The 20,750-nt window shown below is 57.5% G+C and carries 21 protein-coding genes; 11 read left to right on the top strand and 10 right to left on the bottom strand.

The features are described 5' to 3' along the window. Positions 1-348: 348 nt before the first annotated feature. Together ACUTSW_RS23600 and ACUTSW_RS23595 are read left to right on the top strand one after the other, a co-directional pair. Positions 349-1,737 carry an amino acid permease gene (locus ACUTSW_RS23600; RefSeq protein WP_062791596.1) on the top strand — a complete coding sequence of 463 codons (1,389 nt, stop codon included), beginning with the start codon at positions 349-351 and terminating at the stop codon, positions 1,735-1,737. 13 nt (positions 1,738-1,750) lie between these two features. Next, the gene (locus tag ACUTSW_RS23595) at positions 1,751-2,518 is read left to right on the top strand and encodes a transporter substrate-binding domain-containing protein (protein WP_006328341.1); all 768 of its coding nucleotides are present in this window, start codon (positions 1,751-1,753) and stop codon (positions 2,516-2,518) included. 43 nt (positions 2,519-2,561) lie between these two features. On the opposite strand, the gene alr is transcribed toward ACUTSW_RS23595, so the two are convergent. Next, positions 2,562-3,641 (bottom strand): alanine racemase, encoded by a 1,080-nt coding sequence (gene alr, locus ACUTSW_RS23590; protein ID WP_445585494.1) that lies wholly within the window; start codon positions 3,639-3,641, stop codon positions 2,562-2,564. 17 nt (positions 3,642-3,658) lie between these two features. Next, the gene (gene dnaB / locus ACUTSW_RS23585) at positions 3,659-5,083 is read right to left on the bottom strand and encodes a replicative DNA helicase (RefSeq protein ID WP_004948763.1); all 1,425 of its coding nucleotides are present in this window, start codon (positions 5,081-5,083) and stop codon (positions 3,659-3,661) included. A gap of 180 nt (positions 5,084-5,263) precedes the next feature. On the opposite strand from dnaB, the gene ACUTSW_RS23580 reads away from it, so the two are divergent. Continuing rightward, a complete protein-coding gene (locus ACUTSW_RS23580; protein WP_241921606.1) occupies positions 5,264-6,247 on the top strand; it encodes a quinone oxidoreductase in 984 nt (327 codons plus the stop codon). A gap of 306 nt (positions 6,248-6,553) precedes the next feature. Here ACUTSW_RS23580 and pspG read toward each other — a convergent pair whose 3' ends face one another. Continuing rightward, on the bottom strand, positions 6,554-6,772 hold the full coding sequence (gene pspG / locus ACUTSW_RS23575; RefSeq protein WP_013814742.1) for an envelope stress response protein PspG: 219 nt from the start codon (positions 6,770-6,772) through the stop codon (positions 6,554-6,556). Between the two features lie 156 nt (positions 6,773-6,928). After that, positions 6,929-7,939, bottom strand: coding sequence for a tRNA dihydrouridine(20/20a) synthase DusA (dusA, locus tag ACUTSW_RS23570; protein ID WP_004948772.1), 1,011 nt, complete (start codon positions 7,937-7,939; stop codon positions 6,929-6,931). Between dusA and ACUTSW_RS23565 the strand changes: the two genes are divergently transcribed. The 5 genes from ACUTSW_RS23565 to zur all read left to right on the top strand — a co-directional run bounded on the left by ACUTSW_RS23565 (position 7,938) and on the right by zur (position 10,671). Then, on the top strand, positions 7,938-8,162 hold the full coding sequence (locus ACUTSW_RS23565) for a hypothetical protein (RefSeq protein WP_445585493.1): 225 nt from the start codon (positions 7,938-7,940) through the stop codon (positions 8,160-8,162). The genes dusA and ACUTSW_RS23565 overlap by 2 nt on opposite strands. Further along, positions 8,146-8,679 carry a tetratricopeptide repeat protein gene (locus ACUTSW_RS23560; RefSeq protein WP_013814744.1) on the top strand — a complete coding sequence of 178 codons (534 nt, stop codon included), beginning with the start codon at positions 8,146-8,148 and terminating at the stop codon, positions 8,677-8,679. Before ACUTSW_RS23565 ends, ACUTSW_RS23560 begins: the two co-directional genes overlap by 17 nt. An 89-nt stretch (positions 8,680-8,768) precedes the next feature. Further along, positions 8,769-9,218 carry an RNA polymerase sigma factor gene (locus tag ACUTSW_RS23555; RefSeq protein WP_445585492.1) on the top strand — a complete coding sequence of 150 codons (450 nt, stop codon included), beginning with the start codon at positions 8,769-8,771 and terminating at the stop codon, positions 9,216-9,218. After that, a complete protein-coding gene (locus ACUTSW_RS23550; RefSeq protein WP_445585491.1) occupies positions 9,215-9,973 on the top strand; it encodes an anti-sigma factor family protein in 759 nt (252 codons plus the stop codon). Before ACUTSW_RS23555 ends, ACUTSW_RS23550 begins: the two co-directional genes overlap by 4 nt. A gap of 185 nt (positions 9,974-10,158) precedes the next feature. After that, positions 10,159-10,671, top strand: coding sequence for a zinc uptake transcriptional repressor Zur (zur, locus tag ACUTSW_RS23545; RefSeq protein WP_004948787.1), 513 nt, complete (start codon positions 10,159-10,161; stop codon positions 10,669-10,671). A 114-nt stretch (positions 10,672-10,785) separates the two neighbouring features. On the opposite strand, the gene ACUTSW_RS23540 is transcribed toward zur, so the two are convergent. The 4 genes from ACUTSW_RS23540 to ACUTSW_RS23525 form a co-directional block, all read right to left on the bottom strand. After that, positions 10,786-10,995 carry a CsbD family protein gene (locus ACUTSW_RS23540; protein WP_004948789.1) on the bottom strand — a complete coding sequence of 70 codons (210 nt, stop codon included), beginning with the start codon at positions 10,993-10,995 and terminating at the stop codon, positions 10,786-10,788. 318 nt (positions 10,996-11,313) lie between these two features. Further along, positions 11,314-12,651, bottom strand: coding sequence for an MATE family efflux transporter DinF (gene dinF / locus ACUTSW_RS23535; protein WP_445585490.1), 1,338 nt, complete (start codon positions 12,649-12,651; stop codon positions 11,314-11,316). A gap of 101 nt (positions 12,652-12,752) precedes the next feature. Further along, positions 12,753-13,361, bottom strand: a complete 609-nt coding sequence (gene lexA / locus ACUTSW_RS23530; RefSeq protein ID WP_004948794.1) for a transcriptional repressor LexA — start codon at positions 13,359-13,361, stop codon at positions 12,753-12,755. A 118-nt stretch (positions 13,362-13,479) separates the two neighbouring features. After that, positions 13,480-13,848 (bottom strand): diacylglycerol kinase, encoded by a 369-nt coding sequence (locus tag ACUTSW_RS23525; RefSeq protein ID WP_445585489.1) that lies wholly within the window; start codon positions 13,846-13,848, stop codon positions 13,480-13,482. Between the two features lie 149 nt (positions 13,849-13,997). Here ACUTSW_RS23525 and plsB point away from each other — a divergent pair, with 149 nt between their 5' ends. Then, positions 13,998-16,463 (top strand): glycerol-3-phosphate 1-O-acyltransferase PlsB, encoded by a 2,466-nt coding sequence (gene plsB / locus ACUTSW_RS23520; RefSeq protein ID WP_445585488.1) that lies wholly within the window; start codon positions 13,998-14,000, stop codon positions 16,461-16,463. A 61-nt stretch (positions 16,464-16,524) separates the two neighbouring features. Here plsB and ubiA read toward each other — a convergent pair whose 3' ends face one another. Further along, positions 16,525-17,397, bottom strand: coding sequence for a 4-hydroxybenzoate octaprenyltransferase (gene ubiA / locus ACUTSW_RS23515; RefSeq protein WP_197912981.1), 873 nt, complete (start codon positions 17,395-17,397; stop codon positions 16,525-16,527). A gap of 17 nt (positions 17,398-17,414) precedes the next feature. Then, positions 17,415-17,939: a chorismate lyase gene (gene ubiC, locus ACUTSW_RS23510; protein WP_006328360.1), complete on the bottom strand. Its 525-nt coding sequence runs from the start codon at positions 17,937-17,939 to the stop codon at positions 17,415-17,417. A 392-nt stretch (positions 17,940-18,331) separates the two neighbouring features. On the opposite strand from ubiC, the gene ACUTSW_RS23505 reads away from it, so the two are divergent. Further along, the gene (locus ACUTSW_RS23505) at positions 18,332-19,714 is read left to right on the top strand and encodes an MFS transporter (RefSeq protein ID WP_004948804.1); all 1,383 of its coding nucleotides are present in this window, start codon (positions 18,332-18,334) and stop codon (positions 19,712-19,714) included. Between the two features lie 21 nt (positions 19,715-19,735). After that, entirely contained in the window at positions 19,736-20,737 is a 1,002-nt protein-coding gene (locus ACUTSW_RS23500) for a LacI family DNA-binding transcriptional regulator (protein WP_445585487.1), read from the top strand. Positions 20,738-20,750: the final 13 nt, after the last annotated feature.

Raw genomic sequence — 20,750 nt, 5'->3', positions numbered from 1 at the left:
CCTGTAAACCCGTTAAGAAATGTTGACGTTACAGACTATCAGTTTTTTTGCCCCTGTAATCCCCCCGTTTTGATTCCCCGGCGACGCCTCACAATTTCATTGCACCACCCTGGCCCATTTCCGGTCATCACAGGCACCCAATACGGGCATTACGTGCGAGAAATAAGGTTAAAACGCCATAAATTCTGCAATAAACACAGTTTAATGCACGGTTCGTGAGTTAAAGTGAAAAAATAATTAAATAACGTTTTCAGCAGGTTATTAGTGATGTGTCCCCATCCCCATACTCACTGGCCCGATAGTTGCTAAATCCCCAGCGACACGCATTTACCTTTTTGGGGAACACAGATGGACAATCATCAGTCAGAAAACCAGTTGAAAAGAGGGTTAAAAAACCGTCATATCCAGCTGATCGCTCTCGGCGGCGCCATCGGCACCGGTCTGTTTCTCGGCATTGCCCAGACCATAAAAATGGCTGGCCCCTCGGTGCTGCTCGGTTACGCCATCGCCGGGGTTATCGCCTTCTTTATCATGCGCCAACTGGGTGAAATGGTGGTGGAAGAGCCGGTGGCCGGTTCCTTCAGCCATTTTGCCAATAAATACTGGAGCGGCTTTGCCGGCTTTATGTCCGGCTGGAACTATTGGGTACTGTACGTGCTGGTGAGCATGGCGGAACTCACCGCCGTGGGCATTTACGTACAGTACTGGTGGCCGGAAATTCCGACCTGGGTCTCCGCAGCGGTATTCTTTGTGGCGATCAACGCCATCAACCTGACCAGCGTCAAAGTGTACGGCGAGATGGAGTTCTGGTTTTCCATCATCAAAGTGGCGGCGATCATCAGCATGATCGCATTTGGCGCCTGGCTGTTGGCCAGCGGGCACGGCGGGCCGGACGCCAGCGTGGCCAACCTGTGGCAATACGGCGGTTTCTTCCCTAACGGCATCAGCGGCCTGGTGATGGCAATGGCGGTGATCATGTTCTCGTTCGGCGGTCTGGAGCTGGTCGGCATTACCGCCGCCGAAGCAGATAACCCGGAGAAAAGCATCCCACAAGCCACCAATCAGGTGATTTACCGTATTCTGCTGTTTTATGTCGGCGCACTGGCGGTGCTGCTGTCACTGTATCCGTGGCAGAAGGTGGTGGAAGGCGGCAGCCCGTTCGTCCTGATCTTCCATGCGCTGGACAGCAATCTGGTGGCGACGCTACTGAACATGGTGGTGCTGTCCGCCGCCCTGTCGGTGTACAACAGCTGCGTGTACTGCAACAGCCGCATGCTGTTTGGGCTGGCGAAACAAGGCAACGCCCCCCGCGCACTGCTGAAGACCAACCGGCGCGGCATTCCGCTGGCGGCGCTGAGCGTGTCGGCGCTGGTGACCGCACTGTGCGTGCTGCTCAATTACCTGATGCCGGGCAAGGCGTTTGAATTGCTGATGGCGTTGGTGGTGTCCGCATTGGTGATCAACTGGGCAATGATCTGCATTACTCACCTGAAGTTTCGGCGCGCCAAGCGGCTGGCCGGGCAGCAAACGCGTTTCCAAAGTTGGGGTTACCCGTTCACCAATCTGATTTGTCTGCTGTTTTTAGCCGGGATTTTGGTCATTATGTTTATGACGCCAGGCATCCGGATTTCGGTATGGTTGATTCCGGTTTGGCTATTGGTGCTGGCGGCAAGCTATCTGCTGAAGAAAAAGAACGCCGCCGCACCGGGCGCCATTGCTGAATCCAATAACGTATAAGCAAGGGAAACAGATGAAAAAGCTATTACCTCTCGCACTGCTGGTCGCCGCAGGGAGCGCCAGCGCCCAATCCCATCTGGATAAGGTGACACAACAGGGCACGCTGGAAGTGTGCACCACCGGCGATTACAAGCCCTACACCTTTTTGAAGGAAGACGGCAGCTACGAAGGCATTGATATCGCCATGGCGGAATCGTTGGCCAAGAGCCTGGGCGCCAAAGTGAAGTGGGTGAAAACCAGTTGGAAAACCCTGACGCCGGACTTTGTCGCCGGCAAGTGCGACATCGCCATGGGCGGCATTTCCGTCACGCTACAGCGGCAAAAACAGGTGTTCTTCGCCGATAAGCTGGATACCGACGGCAAAATCCCGCTGGTGCGCTGCACCGACGTGAAGAAATACCGGACGGTCGAGCAGATCAACAAGGCATCCGTGCGCCTGCTGGAACCGGCGGGCGGCACCAACGAAGCGTTCGTACATGCTTACCTGCCCGACGCCAAGCTGACGTTGACCCATGATAACGTGGGTATTTTTCAGCAGTTAGTGGACAAGAAAGCCGATGTGATGATTACCGACGCTTCCGAGGCGCTGTATCAGCAAAAACACTATCCGAAACTGTGCGCGGTCAATCCGGACAAACCGCTGCAATACGGCGAGAAGGCCTATATGTTGCCGCGTGATGATCTGAGCTGGAAGCTGTATGTGGATCAGTGGCTGCACCTGGCCAAAGCGACCGGCGAGTATCAGAGCATTATCGATCAGTGGCTGGCGGTAAAGAAGTAACGCGTTGAAGATTAGGGCCGGCACCTTGCCGGCCCACGACAGGTTATTCGCCGATATATTCCATCGCTACGCGCTGTGTCAGCTTGGTAATCAGCTCATAGGCGCTGATGCCGGTACAGGCAGCAATGCGCTCAACCGGCAACGCCTTGCCCCATAGCACCACTTCATCACCGACCTTATCGGTAGCGTTTGGCCCGAGATCGACCGAAATCATGTCCATAGATACCCGGCCGACCACCGGCACTTCACGGCCATTAAGCCATACCGGGGTACCGGAGGGCGCACTGCGCGGGTAACCATCACCGTAACCCATCGCCACCACGCCCAGCCGGGTGTCGCCTTCGCTCACCCAGGTGCCGCCGTAACCCACCGACTCGCCGGCCTTGTGGTCGCGCACCGCAATCAGATTGGATTTCAGCGTCATCGCCGGCTGCAGATCAAACTGGCTGCCGCAGGCATCCTCCATCGGAGAAACGCCGTACAGGATAATGCCCGGCCGTACCCAGTCATTGTGCGCATCCGGCCACAACAAGGTGCCGCCCGAAGCGGCGATAGAGCGCTGGCCCGGCTTGCCACGGGCAAAACTTTCGAAACACTGCATTTGCTTGAGCGTAGCGTCAGAGTCCGGTTCATCGGCGCGGCTGAAGTGGCTCATGATATTGACCGGCTGCGCCACGTTACGGCAGGCGCTCAGACGCTGATAAAACGCCTCGGCCTGTTCCGGACGCACGCCCAGGCGGTGCATGCCGGTATCGAGCTTCATCCATACCGGCACCGGGCGCGCCAGCTCGGCCTGCTCCAGCGCTTCAAGCTGTTCGATGCTGTGCACTGCGGTTTCGATGTTATTCGCCACCAGCACCGGCAGATCTTCAGCGCAGAAAAAGCCTTCCAGCAGCAGGATCGGTTTCACGATGCCGCCGGAGCGCAGCATCAGCGCCTCGCCAATGCGCGCCACGCCGTAGCAGTCGGCGTCTTGCAGAGTGTGGGCTGTTTCCAGCAGGCCATGTCCATAAGCGTTTGCTTTCACAACGGCAATCAGGCGGCTTTGCGGCGCCTGGCGGCGCACCTGTTGCAGATTATGTCGCAGAGCGCGGCGGTCGATTACAGCGGTTGCCGCTTTCATTTCAGTTCCTTAGCTGATTATTCATCATCATATTGTGGCCCCGCGTAGTTATCGAAACGCGACCACTGGCCGTTAAAGGTAAGGCGCACGGTACCGATCGGGCCGTTACGCTGTTTACCCAGAATAATTTCGGCAATCCCTTTCATGTCGCTGTTCTCGTGATAAACCTCATCACGGTAGATGAACATGATCAGGTCGGCATCCTGCTCGATGGAACCGGACTCACGCAGGTCTGAGTTGACCGGGCGTTTGTCGGCGCGCTGCTCCAGGCTTCGGTTCAGCTGCGACAGCGCCACCACCGGCACCTGCAGCTCTTTCGCCAGCGCCTTCAGCGAGCGGGAGATTTCTGCGATTTCCAGCGTACGGTTGTCGGACAGGGCCGGCACACGCATCAGCTGCAGGTAGTCGATCATGATCAGGCTGAGGCCGTCATGTTCGCGGAAAATACGGCGCGCGCGGGAGCGCACTTCGGTTGGCGTCAAGCCAGAGGAGTCGTCAATGTACATATTGCGCTTCTCCAGCAGGATCCCCATGGTGCTGGAAATGCGCGCCCAGTCCTCGTCGTCGAGCTGGCCGGTACGGATACGCGTCTGGTCGACGCGCGACAGCGACGCCAGCATACGCATCATGATCTGGTTGCCGGGCATCTCCAGGCTGAAGATCAGCACCGGCTTTTCCTGCGTCATCGCGGCGTGTTCGCACAGGTTCATGGCGAAAGTGGTTTTCCCCATCGAAGGACGGGCGGCGACGATGATCAGATCCGATTTTTGCAAACCGGCGGTTTTCTTGTTGAGATCCTGATAGCCGGTGTCTACCCCGGTAACGCCGTCGTGCGGCTGCTGATACAGCTGCTCAATACGCGAAACGGTGTCTTCCAGAATACGCTCGATGCCTTTCGGGCCTTCATCTTTACTGGCGCGATTTTCCGCGATCTGGAATACCCGCGATTCGGCCAGATCGAGCAGATCTTCGCTGCTGCGGCCCTGCGGATCATAACCGGCGTCAGCGATCTCGTTGGCTACCGAGATCATTTCGCGCACGACCGCACGTTCACGCACGATGTCGGCATAAGCACCGATGTTGGCGGCACTTGGGGTGTTTTTCGACAGCTCGGCCAGATAGGCGAAACCGCCCACCGAATCCAGTTCGCCGCGCTGCTCGAGCGATTCGGACAGGGTGATCAGATCGATAGGCCGGCTCATTTCCAACAGCCGCTGCATCTCGGTAAAGATCAGGCGGTGCGGGCGGCTGAAGAAATCGTTGGAGACCACGCGTTCCGATACGTTATCCCAGCGTTCGTTATCCAGCATCAAACCGCCCAACACGGACTGTTCCGCCTCCAGCGAATGTGGCGGCATCTTCAGCCCTTCCATCTGGCGATCTCGAGGGCGATCTCTGGCTTCGTCCGCGTAAGTTTTGTTGGTTGGTTTTTTTCCTGCCATGAAGCGTATTCTTTATCCGGTTGCGAATGGAGAATCCTGACGCGAGAGTATACGTGATTTTTATCTGTGATTCCCGCGGCATAACCGATGCAAAAAAGGTATCAATCCGCACCCGGCTAAACTGGATCGTCGATACTAAAACGCGTAGGGTGAAATCAGACACCCCAACGAGGTAATGAAATGGCAAAGCGCATTCAATTCTCCGCCACCGGCGGCCCGGAAGTGTTGCAATACGTTGATTTTACACCTATCGATCCGGCAGCCGGTGAGGTACAGGTTGAGAATAAGGCGATCGGCATCAACTATATCGATACCTATATTCGCAGCGGCCTCTATGCGCCCGCCAGCCTGCCAAGCGGGTTGGGCACCGAAGCGGCCGGCGTAGTGATCAAGGTAGGCGCCGGCGTCAGCGCGGTGAAACCGGGCGACCGCGTGGTTTACGCCCAGTCGTCACTCGGCGCCTACAGCGACGTTCACAATGTTTCGGTGGAAAAAGTGGCGATCCTGCCGCACAACCTGAGCTTTGAGCAGGGGGCCGCCTCGTTTCTGAAAGGGCTGACGGTACACTATCTGCTACGTCAAACCCATGAAGTGCAGCCGGGCGAAGTGTTTCTGTTCCATGCCGCCGCAGGCGGCGTCGGGCTGATTGCCTGCCAGTGGGCCAAGGCGCTCGGCGCAAAGCTTATCGGCAGCGTCGGTTCTGACGAAAAAGCTGAACTGGCTAAACGCGCTGGCGCCTGGGCGACCATCAATTACCATCAAGAAGATATCGCCCAGCGCGTGTCTGAACTGACGCAGGGCGAAAAAGTCGGCGTGGTGTACGATTCGGTGGGCCAAAGCACCTGGCAGGCTTCACTCAATAGCCTGAAGCGCCGTGGGCTGATGGTCAGCTTCGGCAACGCCTCCGGCCCGGTAACCGGCGTCGATCTGGCATTGCTGAACCAGAAAGGTTCGCTGTACGTCACCCGCCCTTCGCTCAACGGTTACGTCACTAACCGCGCGGAGTTGCAGTTCGCCAGCAATGAACTGTTCTCGTTGATCGGCAGTGGCGCCATCAAGGTCGACGTAAAAGAAGAGCAAAAATTTGCGCTGGCCGATGCGCAACGTGCGCATGAGGTGCTGGAAAGCCGCAAGACCAGCGGTTCAAGCCTGCTGATCCCCTGATCCCCACGCAAAAGAAAAGGGCTCCGTAAGGAGCCCTTTCTATTACTGCATTTGTAGGGGTAGAGCAGAGTCCGCCAGAGACAGGGGGGTTGCTTCAGCAACGCTCGTATTGGGTATTATTGTCTCTTGCGGTGATGAAATAGGTCGCATCGCTGCATCGACAAATATCCTACCAGCCCCTAAACGCAAAAAACACGCTTAATGTGCCGCATTCGCATTTAAAACACCAAGGTGTGATCGTCGCCGCATTCACGATGCATTCGTTACGCAAATTTCAGCGTGACTGTCTGATTACTCGACAAAAAATCAGTAACGGCGTATTTGCGGCTTCTGCATCGAACGGTATATCCAAACGCCCACCACCGCCAAAATCAACCAGGGCAGCAGCTTGATCACCATCGCCAACAGGCCGCCCAGCAGCATAAACGCCGCCGCGACCAGTAACGCGGCGAAGACACCCAGCAGCGAAATTCCGGTCACCATCAGCATCACTACAAAGCCAATGAGAAAGAAGAGTTCTAACATGATTGCTCCTTCGCAAAACAAAGTCTCTGCAGGAGTATTACAAGATGCGTGCCAGAACGGCGGAAAAGATAAGTAGTTGAAATATAAAAACAGGCAAACAGCAGAGTGCTGAATGCCTGATGAAAAAGACTAACTGTTAGTCAAATTCTTTGCGTATTACGCCACTTCGGTACGCGGCAGACGAACCAGATCCAGCGCAGCTTCCACCACGCGCGCATCAGCACCCGGTTTATGGGCGTTCTCGCTCAGATGGCGACGCCACTGGCGCGCCCCCGGTACGCCCTGGAACAGGCCGAGGATATGGCGGGTGATGTGCCCCAAATAGGTGCCGTTCGACAGCTCACGTTCAATATACGGATACAGCGATTCGATAATCGCCACGCTGTCCATGACCTCGGTCTGACGACCAAACAGCTCGCTGTCGACCCGCGCCAAAATGCCCGGATTCTGATAAGCCTCGCGCCCCATCATCACGCCGTCCAGATGCTCCAGATGCTGCTTTGCTTCTTCCAGCGTTTTCACACCGCCGTTGATGGCGAGAGTCAGCTGCGGGAAATCACGTTTCAATTGATACACGCGCGGATAGTCCAGCGGCGGCACTTCACGGTTTTCTTTCGGGCTGAGGCCGGACAACCAGGCCTTGCGTGCATGGATAGTAAACATGTCGCACTCGCCGCGCCCGGCAACGGTGGCGATAAAATCGCACAGAAACTCGTAGCTGTCCTGGTCGTCGATGCCGATGCGGGTCTTGACCGTTACCGGGATCGACACCACGTCGCGCATCGCCTTGATGCAGTCGGCAACCAGCGTCGCCTGCCCCATCAGACAGGCGCCGAACATGCCGTTTTGTACGCGATCGGACGGGCAACCGACGTTGAGGTTAATCTCGTCGTAGCCGCGCTGTTCGGCCAGTTTGGCACAATGCGCCAGCGCAGCCGGATCGCTGCCGCCCAGCTGCAACGCCACCGGATGTTCTTCTTCGCTGTAGGCCAGATAGTCGCCCTTGCCATGAATAATCGCGCCGGTGGTCACCATTTCGGTGTACAGCAGCGTTTCTTTGGTCAGCAGGCGATGGAAGTAACGGCAATGACGATCGGTCCAGTCGAGCATCGGCGCAATGGAGAAACGATTGGCGGCATATTTTGAGGCGTGGTTGTCTGTCGTCATGCTGAGTTACTGGCTACCTGATTCTGTCTGGGATTCAACGAACGGCGTACTGCCGCAAACGGCTATTATAACGACAATCGGCGGCGTTGGGAAAACCGCCGTGTCATCAGGCCAAAAAGAAAAAGAAAAAACGAATAAAAACGCCTCTTCAGGTGTTCTCTCACCAAGGGGGCAATTCGTCTCCCCCTCCAATGAGGAAAAAAACCATGAACAGTTTCGTTAAACGCCTGTTGCTGCCCGTGATTGCCGGCTCTCTGCTGTTTTCCGGCGCGGCCCTGGCAATGGGGGGTGACGGCAGCGGCCAAACCACGCCGACCTGCCCGAAAGGCCAGATATACGATACAAAAACCAAGACCTGCATGGTGGATAAAAGCAGCATGATCGGCGACAACGATCGGGCGAACTACGCCTATGCACTGGCAAAAAGCGGCCGCTATCAGGATGCCCTCGACGTGCTGAATACCCTGAAAAACCCCAACACTGCCGTGGCATTGAACTACCGGGGTTATGCCACCCGCAAACTCGGGCGCACGGATGAAGGGATCGGCTACTATTTAAAATCAGTAGCGCTCGATCCCAACTACCCAAAAGTCCGCGAATACTTGGGTGAAGCCTATATGGTGAAAGGCCGTCCGGACCTGGCGAAAGAGCAGCTCACGGTGATCCAGTCGCTGTGCGGCACCGGTTGCGAAGAGTACCGCGACCTGGCGGCAGCCATAGATCACCATCCCGAATCATAAGGTAGCCAGGCCCGGAGGCGAGCATCAGCAACGACGCAATCCGCAACGAAATCGGCCAGTATCTTTCCCGCCTGTGGCGCTATGGTTTAGTGCTCTCCCACCGGCGGGATATCGCCGACGATCTGGTACAAGCCACCTGTGTGCGGGCGCTGGAGCGCGCCGCACAGTTTACTCTGGGCTCGCGTATGGATCGCTGGCTGTTTTCGATTCTGCATTCCATTTGGCTGAACGAAGTCCGTGCCCGGCATATCCGTCAGGGGCAGGGTTTTGTCGATGCCGACGATCCGGCCGGCGAGGAAAACGGTGAAGATACGATATGGGCCAATGAAGTGATGCAGCGGGTCAATCGCCTGCCGGAGGCGCAGCGCAATACGCTGTTCCTGGTGTACGTGGAGGAGCTTTCTTACCGGGAAGCGGCCGAGGTGCTGGGCGTCCCTATCGGCACCATCATGAGCCGCCTGGCGGCGGCACGTCTACGGCTTGCGAACGACAGTGTGCTGCAACCCCATATCCCGCAGTCAAAAGGAGAACGATCATGAGCTCATACTATACTGCGGATGAACTGCTGGTCGCCTATCTGGACAATCAACTGGATCCCCAGCAGCGCCGCAGCCTGGAACAGCGCCTGGTCGACGAACCGGCATTGGCCGACCGTTTGTCGCTGCTGGAGCGCAGCAGTCTGCCGTTCAAACAGGCGTTCGCCCCTTTGCTGGATGAGGCACCGGTGCAACAACTGCAGGACAGGTGGCCACTTGCCATGCCGGTCCCACAACGCGGCGTCAGCCGCCGTGTCCTGATTGCCGCTGCCGTCGGTTTTCTGGCTGTGGGGGTCGCAGGCGATCGCGCCTGGCTGCAAGCGAGTCAGCCTGAAGACAACTGGCGCGGCCTGGTGGCCCAATATATGGCGCTTTACACCCCGGAAACGCTGGCGGGCTTCGATAGCGCCCCTGCGTTACTCGCCAGTCAATTGCAGCACACCGGCGAACGACTCGGCATTGCCCTCCCCGCTCCCAAACTGGCATTGAACGGCGCTGAGCTGAAAAATGCCCGCGTGTTGGCTTACGACGATCGCCGCATTGCTCAGTTGACCTGGCTGGACGCGCAGTTTGGCCCGCTGGCGCTGTGCATCATTCAGCAACCGGGCAAGCCGGAGTCCGCACAGAGCGAACGCCGCCAGGGGATGAACGTGGTGTATTGGGCCGATGGCAGCCACAGCTTTATGCTGATTGGCCATAATCCTGCGGCGGAGATGACCAGGCTGGCGGAGCACTTGCAGCGTTCACTGTCCGCCTGAGAAGGCATCACGGCGCTTGCCCACCGCTCAGATGCCGGTGTAGCGCGTGAAGGGTCACTCATTTTTCATCGCGCCAGCCGTATCTCCGCATCAGGTTGCACCTTATCAGCGGAAAAGGGGGCGACTCTCGGCGATTGCGCTTAATCATGATAAAATCGTTTTTTTTACGTACCGGGATATTTGCCATGAACTCAAGCACCCAGGAAAAACTGCTGGCGCAGGCTGAACAACTCTGCCTGCAACGCAATGTGCGGCTGACACCGCAGCGGCTGGAAGTGTTACGCCTGATGGCACAACAACCCGGTGCCATCAGCGCTTATGACCTGCTGGATCTGCTGCGCGTGGCTGAACCGCAGGCGAAACCGCCAACGGTCTATCGCGCGCTGGATTTTTTGTTGGAACAAGGGTTTATTCATCGGGTGGAGTCGGCCAACAGCTACGTGCTGTGCCATCATTTCGAACAACCGATGCATACCTCCGCGCTGTTTATCTGCGATCGCTGTGCTCAGGTGACTGAACGTACCACCGAAGGGGTGGAGGAAACGCTGCAAAAACTGGCGAAAGAGTCGGGTTTTGTGCTGCGCCACAGCGTGGTGGAAGCGCATGGCCTGTGTTCGGGCTGTGTTGAAGTGGAAGCCTGCGACAGCAAGCATGATTGCGGTGAGCACGATCACAGCATTGCCATCAAGAAGAAATAAATTAAGCGGGATTGGTCAGGCACTTCCCTGTACCTGTGGCCGTGGCGTTAAGGGGATCAAAACACCAGGCCGGCTACAGTCGATTACGGCCACCGTATGCTGTGGCCCTGCTCGCTACCAGCGATACTTGCTGTGGTCTTCCCAGGATTTCACTTCTTTCTCGGCCGCCTCTTTCTGGTAGCCATAGCGTTCCTGGATTTTACCGACAAGCTGTTCGCGTTTCCCTTCAATGACCGCCAAATCGTCATCGGTCAGCTTGCCCCATTGTTCCTTCACTTTCCCTTTAAACTGTTTCCAGTTACCGTCGGCTTGATCTTTGTTCATAGTCTCTCCGTTAACCTGTCGTAAATCAGTTTGATACTGTGCTGACCGGGCGTATAACCAAGCAATTTTTATGGTCTATTACCGCTAACCAAAGGGTTGCCACTCCCCCATTTATTTCGCCAGCCACATGATTAATTGTAGACACAGATAACGACAAAAAAACAAAAACCAGAATAAAAAGCCATAAAAAAACAATTAAACAGAAAAAGACACTAACAAACAAGGTACTACCCGACTGGCATGTCGCTTGTGAACATGTAAGCAAATATAAATAAAAACATAAGAAAAATTACTCAATTATCTATAAAACTCTCTGACTTATTGCACCGTAAACCAGGTACCGCGCAGCCGGTGACGATGCCAGAACCAGCCCAGCGCAATGCCCCGCAGCGACAAAAACACCGCCAGCGCCAGCCATAATCCGTGATTGCCTAATACAGGGACGGTAAACAACGTCAGGCCGAAACCGACGGCCGCCACCGCCATGCTGTTGCGCATTTCGGCGCCGCGGGTCGCACCAATAAACATGCCGTCCAGCAGGTAACACCACACACCGACTAACGGCAGCACCACCTGCCACGGCAGATAATGGCTCGCCAGCGTACGCAACTCGGGTAAAGAGGTTAATGCCGAGATGATTTGCTGCCCGGCAACGGCATACACCACCCCAAAAGCCAGTGCCACCAAACAAGCCTGGCGACAGGCGGCGCGCCACACCTTGCGCAGTTGGCTGTCGTCGCGAGCGCCATAGGCATGGCCGGAATGCGCCTCTACCGCGTAGGCAAAGCCGTCGAGCGCGTAGGCCGTGAAGGTCAGCAAATTCATCAGTACCGCGTTTACCGCCACCACGTCGCCGCCAAGCCGGGCACCGAAGATGGTCAGTGAGGCAAAACACGCTTGCAGCAGCAGTGAACGCAACATGATGTCGCGATTCAGCGCCAGCAGGCGCCGCAGATTACCGCGCCAGGCCTGGCGCAGCATCGGCGCGGAAATGCCTCGTATGCGCATCACCCGCCAGGCAAGCCATAGCCCCAGCAGCAGGGTGGCATATTCAGAGATGACGGTCGCCGTCGCCGCCCCTTGCACGTTCCAACCCAGCCCCATCACCAACCAGATATCCAGTACGATATTCAGCAGGTTACCGATAATCAGCAAGATCACCGGTGCACGCACGTATTGCACGCCAAGCAGCCAGCCCAGGATCACCATGTTGGCTAACGCCGCCGGCGCACTTAGCCAGCGGATTTCGAGGAATAACCGCGCTTGCTCCAGCACCGCGCCATCGCCGCCCACGATCTGCAACGCCATATCGATCAACGGGTGGCGCAGCAGCACAATCGCCACACCGGCCAACACCGCCAGCCACAACGGCTGCATAAAAGCGCGCGCCAACCCCTGAGGATCCTGTGCACCGAGCGCCTGTGCCGCCAGACCGGTAGTGCTCATGCGAAGGAACAGCAGCAACATAAACAGGAAGCTGGTAGCCATGGCACCAATAGCAACGCCGCCCAGATAGGTGGGGCTATCCAGGTGGCCAATCACCGCAGTATCCACCAGCCCGAGCAGCGGAACGGTAATATTGGAAAAGATCATGGGTAACGCAAGGCGCCATAGGGCTTTATCAGTATCGCTGGTGAAGGCAGAAAGCAGGCGCATAGTGAAATGTTCCCGTGGCGGTAAGGTTTGAATGAATCAGAAATGACATCGCCCCAGAGCTGGGGCGATTTAAATCAGAGGACAACGTTCAGGCGTAGCGATTAAATCCAGTCGCCGTTGCGGATCACGCCGACCGCCAGACCTTCAATGGTGAAATTTTGCTGACGCAGGTCGACCACGATAGGCTGGAACTCGCTGTTTTCCGGCAGCAGTTCAACCACATTGCCGTGTTTTTTCAGGCGCTTGACCGTAACTTCATCTTCAATACGCGCTACCACTACCTGGCCGTTCCGCACGTCCTGGGTTTTATGCACCGCCAGCAGATCGCCGTCGAGAATGCCGATATCACGCATCGACATGCCGTTGACCCGCAGCAGGAAATCCGCGCTCGGTTTGAACAGAGAAGGATCCACCTTATAGTGCCCTTCGATATGCTGCTGCGCCAGCAACGGTTCACCGGCGGCCACGCGGCCAATCAGCGGTAAACCTTCTTCATCTTCCATCAGCAGGCGAATGCCGCGTGAAGCGCCGGAGACGATCTCGATCACGCCCTTGCGCGCCAGCGCTTTCAGATGTTCTTCTGCAGCATTTGGCGAACGGAACCCCAGACGCATGGCGATCTCGGCGCGCGTTGGCGGCATGCCAGTTGACGAAATATGATCGCGAATCAGATCATAGACTTCTTGTTGTCTGGTAGTTAATGCTTTCATTCCGCCCCCTGTTTGTTTATACAGTCTTGCTGTGAGTATATACAGGTAAGCGCGGCTTGGGAACCGAAGAATGAATAAAAATCAGGGATTAGCGCCCCGCCGCAACGGAGCGTTCCACTCAGGCAAAGTGCTGCCACAATACCGAACCCCAGACAAACAGCGCCAGTATGATCGTCAGCGTTACCGCCGCCGACCCCATATCTTTCGCCCGCCCGGAAAGCTCGTGGTGTTCCGTGCCCACCCTATCGACAATGGCTTCAATCGCGCTGTTCAGCATCTCGACGATCATGACCAACAGCACCGATCCGATCAGTAAAATGCGCGCTATCACACCCACATCCAGCCAGATCGCCAGTATGATAGCCAGCACGGTCGCCACCAGCTCCTGGCGGAATGCGGCTTCGTGCTGCCAGGCAGCAGAAAAGCCTTTATATGAGTAGCCGGCGGCTTTAATAATACGGGTCAGGCCGGTTGCTTGGTTTGCCATGTTTTTTAGTGCCTTTCACAGAGGTAAGTCATAATTATAGAGCTTGGGTCAGGAAACTCTCCCGGCTCACGGTTTTCCAACACCACAGATCTGCTACCCGGTTTCTGGTATGCTTGCGGCGCATTGCTAACAAGAGGCTTCACGTTGTTATGTCAGGTTGGCGTAAAATTTATTATAAATTATTGAATTTACCACTCAAATTGTTGGTAAGAAGTAAGGTTATCCCTTCAGATCCGGTCACGGAGTTAGGGTTGGATCCCTCACGGCCGATTTTGTATGTTTTACCTTATAATTCCAAGGCGGATTTACTGACGCTGCGCACCCAGTGCCTGGCGCAGGATTTGCCCGACCCCCTCAATCCGCTGGAGATAGACGGCACCGTACTGCCAAGCCACGTGTTTATTCACGACGGCCCGCGCGTGTTCCGCTACTACACACCGAAAGAAGAGTCGGTAAAACTGTTTCACGACTATCTGGATCTGCACCGCAGCAACCCGGATCTCGATATTCAGATGCTGCCGGTGTCGGTGATGTTTGGCCGTTCCCCAGGCCGCGAAGGCCACGGCACGCCGCATCTGCGCTTGCTGAACGGCGTCCAGAAATTCTTCGCCGTCCTGTGGCTGGGCCGCGACAGCTTCGTGCGTTTCTCCAACACCGTTTCGCTGCGCCGAATGGCGACCGAACACGGCACGGACAAAACTATCGCACAAAAACTGGCGCGCGTGGCGCGCATGCATTTCTCGCGTCAACGTCTGGCCGCCGTCGGCCCAAGCCTGCCGGCTCGTCAGGATCTGTTCAATAAGCTGCTGGCGTCCAAAGCGATCGAAAAAGCGGTCGAGGACGAAGCGCGCAGCAAGAAAATTTCCCATGAAAAGGCCCAGCAGAACGCCATTGCGCTGATGGAAGAGATCGCCGCCGACTTCTCGTACGAGACGGTGCGCCTTTCCGATCGCGTGCTGAGCTGGACCTGGAACCGGCTGTATCAGGGCATCAACGTCACTAATGCCGAGCGCGTGCGCCAGTTGGCGCAGGACGGCCACGAGATCGTTTATGTGCCGTGTCACCGCAGCCATATGGACTACCTGCTGCTGTCCTACGTGCTGTATCACCAGGGCCTGGTGCCGCCGCACATCGCCGCCGGCATCAACCTCAACTTCTGGCCGGCCGGGCCGATCTTCCGTCGCCTGGGCGCGTTCTTTATCCGCCGCACCTTCAAAGGCAACAAGCTGTATTCAACGGTATTCCGCGAATACCTCGGCGAGCTGTTTACCCGTGGCTACTCGGTGGAATACTTCGTTGAAGGCGGCCGTTCCCGCACAGGGCGCCTGCTGGAACCGAAGACCGGCACCCTGTCGATGACCATCCAGGCAATGTTGCGCGGTGGCACTCGTCCTATCACGCTGGTCCCGATCTACATCGGTTACGAACACGTGATGGAAGTAGGTACTTACGCCAAAGAGCTGCGCGGTGCAACCAAGGAAAAAGAGAGCCTGTTGCAGATGCTGCGCGGCCTGCGCAAGCTGCGTAATCTCGGCCAGGGTTACGTCAACTTCGGTGATCCGCTGCCGTTGACCACCTACCTGAACCAGAACGTGCCGCAGTGGCGCGAATCGATTGACCCGATCGAAGCCCAACGTCCAAGCTGGCTGACGCCAACGGTCAACGACCTGGCGGCCAAGATCATGGTCCGCATCAACAACGCCGCCGCCGCCAATGCCATGAACCTGTGTTCCACGGCGCTGCTGGCCTCACGCCAGCGCTCGCTGACCCGCGAGCAGCTGCTTGAGCAGTTGGAGTGTTATCTGCAACTGATGCGCAACGTGCCTTACGCCGGCGACGTCACAGTGCCGACCCAAACGCCGGACGAGCTGCTGGATCACGCGCTGAACATGAACAAGTTCGAGGTGGAGAAGGATAACATCGGCGATATCATCATCCTGCCGCGCGAGCAGGCGGTGCTGATGACCTATTACCGCAACAATATCCACCATCTGTTGGTGCTGCCTTCGTTGATCGCCACCATAGTGATGCATCACCGCCGGGTGTCCCGCGCTGAACTGCTGCGGCAGATCGGCCTGATTTACCCGATGCTGAAGGCCGAACTGTTCCTGCACAACGACAAGGAACAACTGCCGGAAGTGCTGCGGCCGCTGATCGAGGAAATGATCCGCCAGCAGCTCATCTGCGACAAAGGCGAGGATCTGGTGCTTAACCCGGCGCGCATTCGCCCTCTGCAGTTGCTGGCAGCCGGCGTGCGCGAAACGTTGCAGCGCTATGCCATCACCATGTCTATCCTCAGCGCCAACCCGAGCATCAACCGCGGCGCGCTGGAGAAAGAGAGCCGCATCATGGCCCAGCGCCTTTCGGTACTGCATGGTATCAATGCGCCAGAGTTCTTCGACAAGGCCGTGTTCTCTACCCTGGTGGCGACGCTGCGTGAAGAAGGCTACATCAACGATGTCGGCGATGCAGTTCGTGAGCACACCCTGGAGGTGTACAGCATGCTGAGCGATTTGATTACCCCGGAAATCAAGCTGACTATCGAGAGCGTCAGCATGCCGGCGGAAACCAGCGTGCAGCCGGAAACGGCGGCGACGGAAGAGAAAGCTGAATAATTGATTGATAATAAAAAACAAAAAGGCACCGTAGGGTGCCTTTTTTATTGTCGGAATACCGCTAGCCCTGCCAATAACTCAATGCGATACCGATAAACAACACCAGCCCGACATAGTTATTATCCAGGAACGCCTTGAAGCAGGCGTCGCGATCGCGGGTAGCGATTTGCTTTTGCTGATGAATAAACAAGGCACCCGCCAATAGCAACGACCAATAAAACGCCCCGCTCAGTTGGGCCAGATAGCCCACCCACAGCAGCAGCAGCAGCGTCGCGAACTGCAGCAGACCGACGATCAGTTTGTCGTAACGGCCAAACAGAATGGCGGTGGATTTGACGCCAATCTTCAGGTCATCGTCACGGTCCACCATCGCATACAGCGTATCGTAAGCCACCGTCCAGCAGATATTGGCCAGCAGCAGCAGCCAGCAGCTTAGCGGCAGTGCCTCGCTAACGGCGGCGTAGCCCATTGGGATGCCCCAACCGAACGCCGCTCCCAGCACGAACTGCGGCAGATTGGTGACCCGCTTCATAAATGGATAGATCCACGCCAGCGCCAGCGCCGCCAGCGACAGCCAGATGGTCATGGCGTTCAGCGTCAGCACCAGCCCAAAAGAGACCAGCACCAGCACCACGAACAGGATCTTGGCCTCTTTCTCGCTCACCCGGCCGCTCGGCATTGGGCGCCCCGCTGTTCGCTTCACATGGCCGTCAACGGCGCGATCGGCATAGTCATTTACCACGCAGCCGGCAGCACGCATCAGGAACACCCCAATCACGAACACCAGCAGGATAGACAGTGGCGGCACCCCCTGCCCCGCAATCCACAGCGCCCACAGCGTTGGCCACAGCAGCAGCAGGCTGCCGATCGGTTTATCGAGGCGCATCAGATGGCCGTAAGCCCGCCATTTGCTTTGAGTCACGCTTCCCTCCAAGGTATTTCCTCTCCTCATCATGCGATTTCCGCGCTGCCCGCAGCGTACAACGGCGAAGCCGGTAAAAACAGTTCTGTCAGCAATAAGGGCTTGCCCGCCAGCCGTAAACGGGAGCGGCGTGCCCATAACGCATCCTGCCGCCCCATATGAATGTAATCGCGAGTCAATTCACCGCTGCTGAACAGATAGCGCCCCAGCGGGAGCGTGCCCAAATCCACCAGCGCCTGATCCGGGCCGGTCAAGGTCTCTTGCGGGATCACCGTGCGCCCCAGCAGCCAAGGCTGGTTATCGCCCAGCAGTATTATCTCTCGTAGCCAGTAACGCGGGCTATCCGGCAGGTGTTCGGCTTCTTCACCCAACTGGTCGCGGGTGACGAAACATTCGCGCTGCGGTTCAACGTGCACGCGACCACAGTGGCGTTCAAAACGGCGGGTCATGGATCCTGGCTCCATCAGCCAGTCACTGACGGCGGCGGGTACCGGGGGGTGTTGCGCAGATAACCACTCAAGCGGCGGCAGGATGGAATCCCTATTGCCAGACATTGTTCTACTCCAGGCCTGGCGCCGCACCCTGCGGCCGCACCAGACCATACAAACTGTTAACAGAAATTCATTGTAACGCAGAAATCCAAAAGCGGCAGGCTGATTCGTGGCGCGGCGGGCAGCAAAATCGCCGCGGTAAAAACGCCGCAATGTCATCTTTCTGCCATCTGTTTTCTTTACCTTCACTCCCCGGAGCGGTGGGGATTCTGTGATCGCCTGCAAACTTTCACCTCTGCAGCATTGTTTTATCTACGCGCGTAGATACCTTTGTCATGCAGCGTTGAATCGCCACCCGCTCGACACTTTTGTCAGCAAACCTTATTGCCGACGCCAGGGAAACCATCTTTAACGGCGCCACTCATGGCGCATGACGAAAAGAGGATATCAATGCCATGAGCGAAACAACGCTTGCCCCCCCACAGGCCACCGGCGATACGCTGGCAGCCGATGAACGCCTGGCCACCAAAGAAGGACGCAGTCAATTCTGGCGCGCCACCTTCTCATGCTGGCTCGGGACCGCTATGGAGTATGTCGATTTCGCCCTGTATGGCCTGGCGGCCGGCATGGTGTTCGGCGACGTGTTCTTCCCCGAAGCTACCCCTATGGTGGCGTTGCTGGCCAGTTTCGCCACCTACTCGGTCGGTTTTATCGCCCGCCCTATCGGCGCTTTGGTGTTCGGCTGGATTGGCGATCGCAAAGGCCGCCGCGTGGTGTTGATCACCACCGTGGCGCTGATGGGCGTCTCCACCACGCTGATCGGGCTGATCCCCTCCTACGCGCAAATCGGCATCTGGGCGCCAACCTGCCTGGTGATCCTGCGTTTTGCCCAAGGGTTCGGCGCCGGGGCGGAGCTTTCCGGCGGAGCGGTGATGCTGGCGGAATATGCGCCGGCCAAACGGCGTGGCCTGGTCGCCTCGATCATCGCTATCGGCTCCAACAGCGGTACCTTACTGGCCTCGCTGGTCTGGTTGCTGGTGTTGCAGTTGGATAAAGCCGATCTGATCGCCTGGGGCTGGCGCATTCCGTTCCTTGCCAGCATTCTGATCGCCGGGGGTGCCCTCTACCTGCGCCGACACGTGCGCGAAACGCCGGTATTTGAACGCGAGCTACAGCAAAACCACCAACGCATGCTGGACGCTTCCACCGCTGCGCCGGATGACCGCAGCTATCTGCAGCGCACCAAAGCCTTCTGGGTGATGCTCGGCCTGCGCATCGGCGAAAACGGCCCCTCTTACCTGTGCCAGGGCTTTATCGTGGGTTATGTCGCCAAGGTGCTGATGGTGGATAAGTCGGTGCCGGCATTGGCGGTGATGATCGCCTCACTGTGCGGCTTCCTGGTGATCCCGCTGGCCGGTTGGCTTTCCGATCGCTTCGGCCGCCGCATCACCTACCGCTGCTTCTGCCTGCTGCTGGTGTTGTACGCCTTCCCGGCTTTCTGGCTGCTCGACAGCCGCGATCCGGCGACGGTGATTTCGGTGATTGTCGTCGGCATGTGCATTGCGTCGCTGGGGATTTTTGGCGTGCAGGCCGCTTACGGGGTGGAGCTGTTCGGCGTCAAAAATCGCTACTCAAAAATGGCGTTCGCCAAGGAGCTGGGCTCGATCCTCTCCGGCGGCACCGCGCCGCTGATCGCCACCGCGTTGCTGTCCGGCTTCGGTCACTGGTGGCCTGTCGCCTGCTATTTTGTTGTAATGGCGGCCATTGGCTTAATCACTACCTTCTTTGCACCGGAAACCCGCGGCCGCGATCTCAACCTGCCGCAGGATGCGGTGTAACCAGGGGCACAGGAACCCAACTTGAATAATCAACCCGCGCGGCGCATCACCCGCGCCGACGTTGCTCGCGTGGCGGGCACGTCGGTCGCCGTAGTCAGCTACGTGATCAACAAAGGCCCGCGCCCGGTCGCAGAAGCCACTCGCCTGCGCGTGCTGGCGGCGATCGAGCAGACCGGTTATCGGCCAAACGACGTCGCCCGGGCGCTGGCCTCGGGCAGCACGCAGACCTACGGTTTGGTCGTGCCCGATATCTCCAACCCGTTTTTTGCCATGTTGGCGCGGGCGCTGCAGCGTGAGGCATTCAGCCACGGCCGCGTGTTGCTGCTGGGCGACGCCGGTGATGACCGCCAGCGCGAGTACGAATTAATTAACCATCTGCTAAACCGTCAGGTCGACGGCCTGCTGTACACCAGCGTCGACCGCCATCCGTGGTTCGATTTGATCCGCACCTCCGGCACGCCGTGCGTGATGATCGACACCATCGACAGCCATGCCGGCATCTGCGCCATTCGCGTCGACGAACGTGACGCCGCCCGCCAGGCAACCCGCCACCTGTTACAGCACGGCTACCTGGAGATCGGCATTTTTGTTGGCCCGCTGACCATGCTTAACGCACAAGATCGCCTGAACGGCTGGCGTGATGCTCTGCGCGAAGCGGGCATCACGCCGCGCGAAGAGTGGATTTTTGAAGCGCCCTATACCCGCCAGGGTGGGTTCCAGGCCGCACAGAAAATGGTTCAAGGTCCCCGCCCTCGGGCGATATTTACCTCCAACGAACAGCAGGCGCTCGGCTGCCTCTCCGCGCTGGCGGAACATCGCCTGCATGTGCCGGACGATCTGGCTATCATTTGTTTTAACGGCACGCAGCAATCCGAGTTCAGCGTACCGCCGCTCAGCGCAGTCGAGCAGCCGATTGACGCCATGGCCAGGCAGGCCATCGCCATGCTGGCCGCCGGTGCCGCGCAGCCGGAGCTGCACGAGTTCGCCTTCCAGTTGCATATCCGCCGTTCATGCGGCTGTTAGTTTTTTATTCAGG

The sequence above is a fragment of the Serratia sp. TSA_198.1 genome (genome assembly GCF_052686505.1).
This window is presented reverse-complemented; position numbering and strand designations above follow the sequence as displayed.

What these genes read in the sequence shown, in the direction of transcription:
- ACUTSW_RS23580 (WP_241921606.1), top strand. Translation starts at nt 5,264, where the DNA reads ATGGCAAAGCGCATTCAATTCTCCGCCACCGGCGGCCCGGAAGTGTTG.
- pspG (WP_013814742.1), bottom strand. Translation starts at nt 6,772, where the DNA reads ATGTTAGAACTCTTCTTTCTCATTGGCTTTGTAGTGATGCTGATGGTG.
- plsB (WP_445585488.1), top strand. Translation starts at nt 13,998, where the DNA reads ATGTCAGGTTGGCGTAAAATTTATTATAAATTATTGAATTTACCACTC.
- lexA (WP_004948794.1), bottom strand. Translation starts at nt 13,361, where the DNA reads ATGAAAGCATTAACTACCAGACAACAAGAAGTCTATGATCTGATTCGC.
- dusA (WP_004948772.1), bottom strand. Translation starts at nt 7,939, where the DNA reads ATGACGACAGACAACCACGCCTCAAAATATGCCGCCAATCGTTTCTCC.
- ACUTSW_RS23565 (WP_445585493.1), top strand. Translation starts at nt 7,938, where the DNA reads ATGCTGAGTTACTGGCTACCTGATTCTGTCTGGGATTCAACGAACGGC.
- ACUTSW_RS23560 (WP_013814744.1), top strand. Translation starts at nt 8,146, where the DNA reads ATGAACAGTTTCGTTAAACGCCTGTTGCTGCCCGTGATTGCCGGCTCT.
- ACUTSW_RS23540 (WP_004948789.1), bottom strand. Translation starts at nt 10,995, where the DNA reads ATGAACAAAGATCAAGCCGACGGTAACTGGAAACAGTTTAAAGGGAAA.
- dnaB (WP_004948763.1), bottom strand. Translation starts at nt 5,083, where the DNA reads ATGGCAGGAAAAAAACCAACCAACAAAACTTACGCGGACGAAGCCAGA.
- ACUTSW_RS23600 (WP_062791596.1), top strand. Translation starts at nt 349, where the DNA reads ATGGACAATCATCAGTCAGAAAACCAGTTGAAAAGAGGGTTAAAAAAC.
- alr (WP_445585494.1), bottom strand. Translation starts at nt 3,641, where the DNA reads ATGAAAGCGGCAACCGCTGTAATCGACCGCCGCGCTCTGCGACATAAT.
- ACUTSW_RS23505 (WP_004948804.1), top strand. Translation starts at nt 18,332, where the DNA reads ATGAGCGAAACAACGCTTGCCCCCCCACAGGCCACCGGCGATACGCTG.
- ACUTSW_RS23595 (WP_006328341.1), top strand. Translation starts at nt 1,751, where the DNA reads ATGAAAAAGCTATTACCTCTCGCACTGCTGGTCGCCGCAGGGAGCGCC.
- ACUTSW_RS23550 (WP_445585491.1), top strand. Translation starts at nt 9,215, where the DNA reads ATGAGCTCATACTATACTGCGGATGAACTGCTGGTCGCCTATCTGGAC.
- ubiC (WP_006328360.1), bottom strand. Translation starts at nt 17,939, where the DNA reads ATGTCTGGCAATAGGGATTCCATCCTGCCGCCGCTTGAGTGGTTATCT.
- zur (WP_004948787.1), top strand. Translation starts at nt 10,159, where the DNA reads ATGAACTCAAGCACCCAGGAAAAACTGCTGGCGCAGGCTGAACAACTC.
- dinF (WP_445585490.1), bottom strand. Translation starts at nt 12,651, where the DNA reads ATGCGCCTGCTTTCTGCCTTCACCAGCGATACTGATAAAGCCCTATGG.
- ACUTSW_RS23525 (WP_445585489.1), bottom strand. Translation starts at nt 13,848, where the DNA reads ATGGCAAACCAAGCAACCGGCCTGACCCGTATTATTAAAGCCGCCGGC.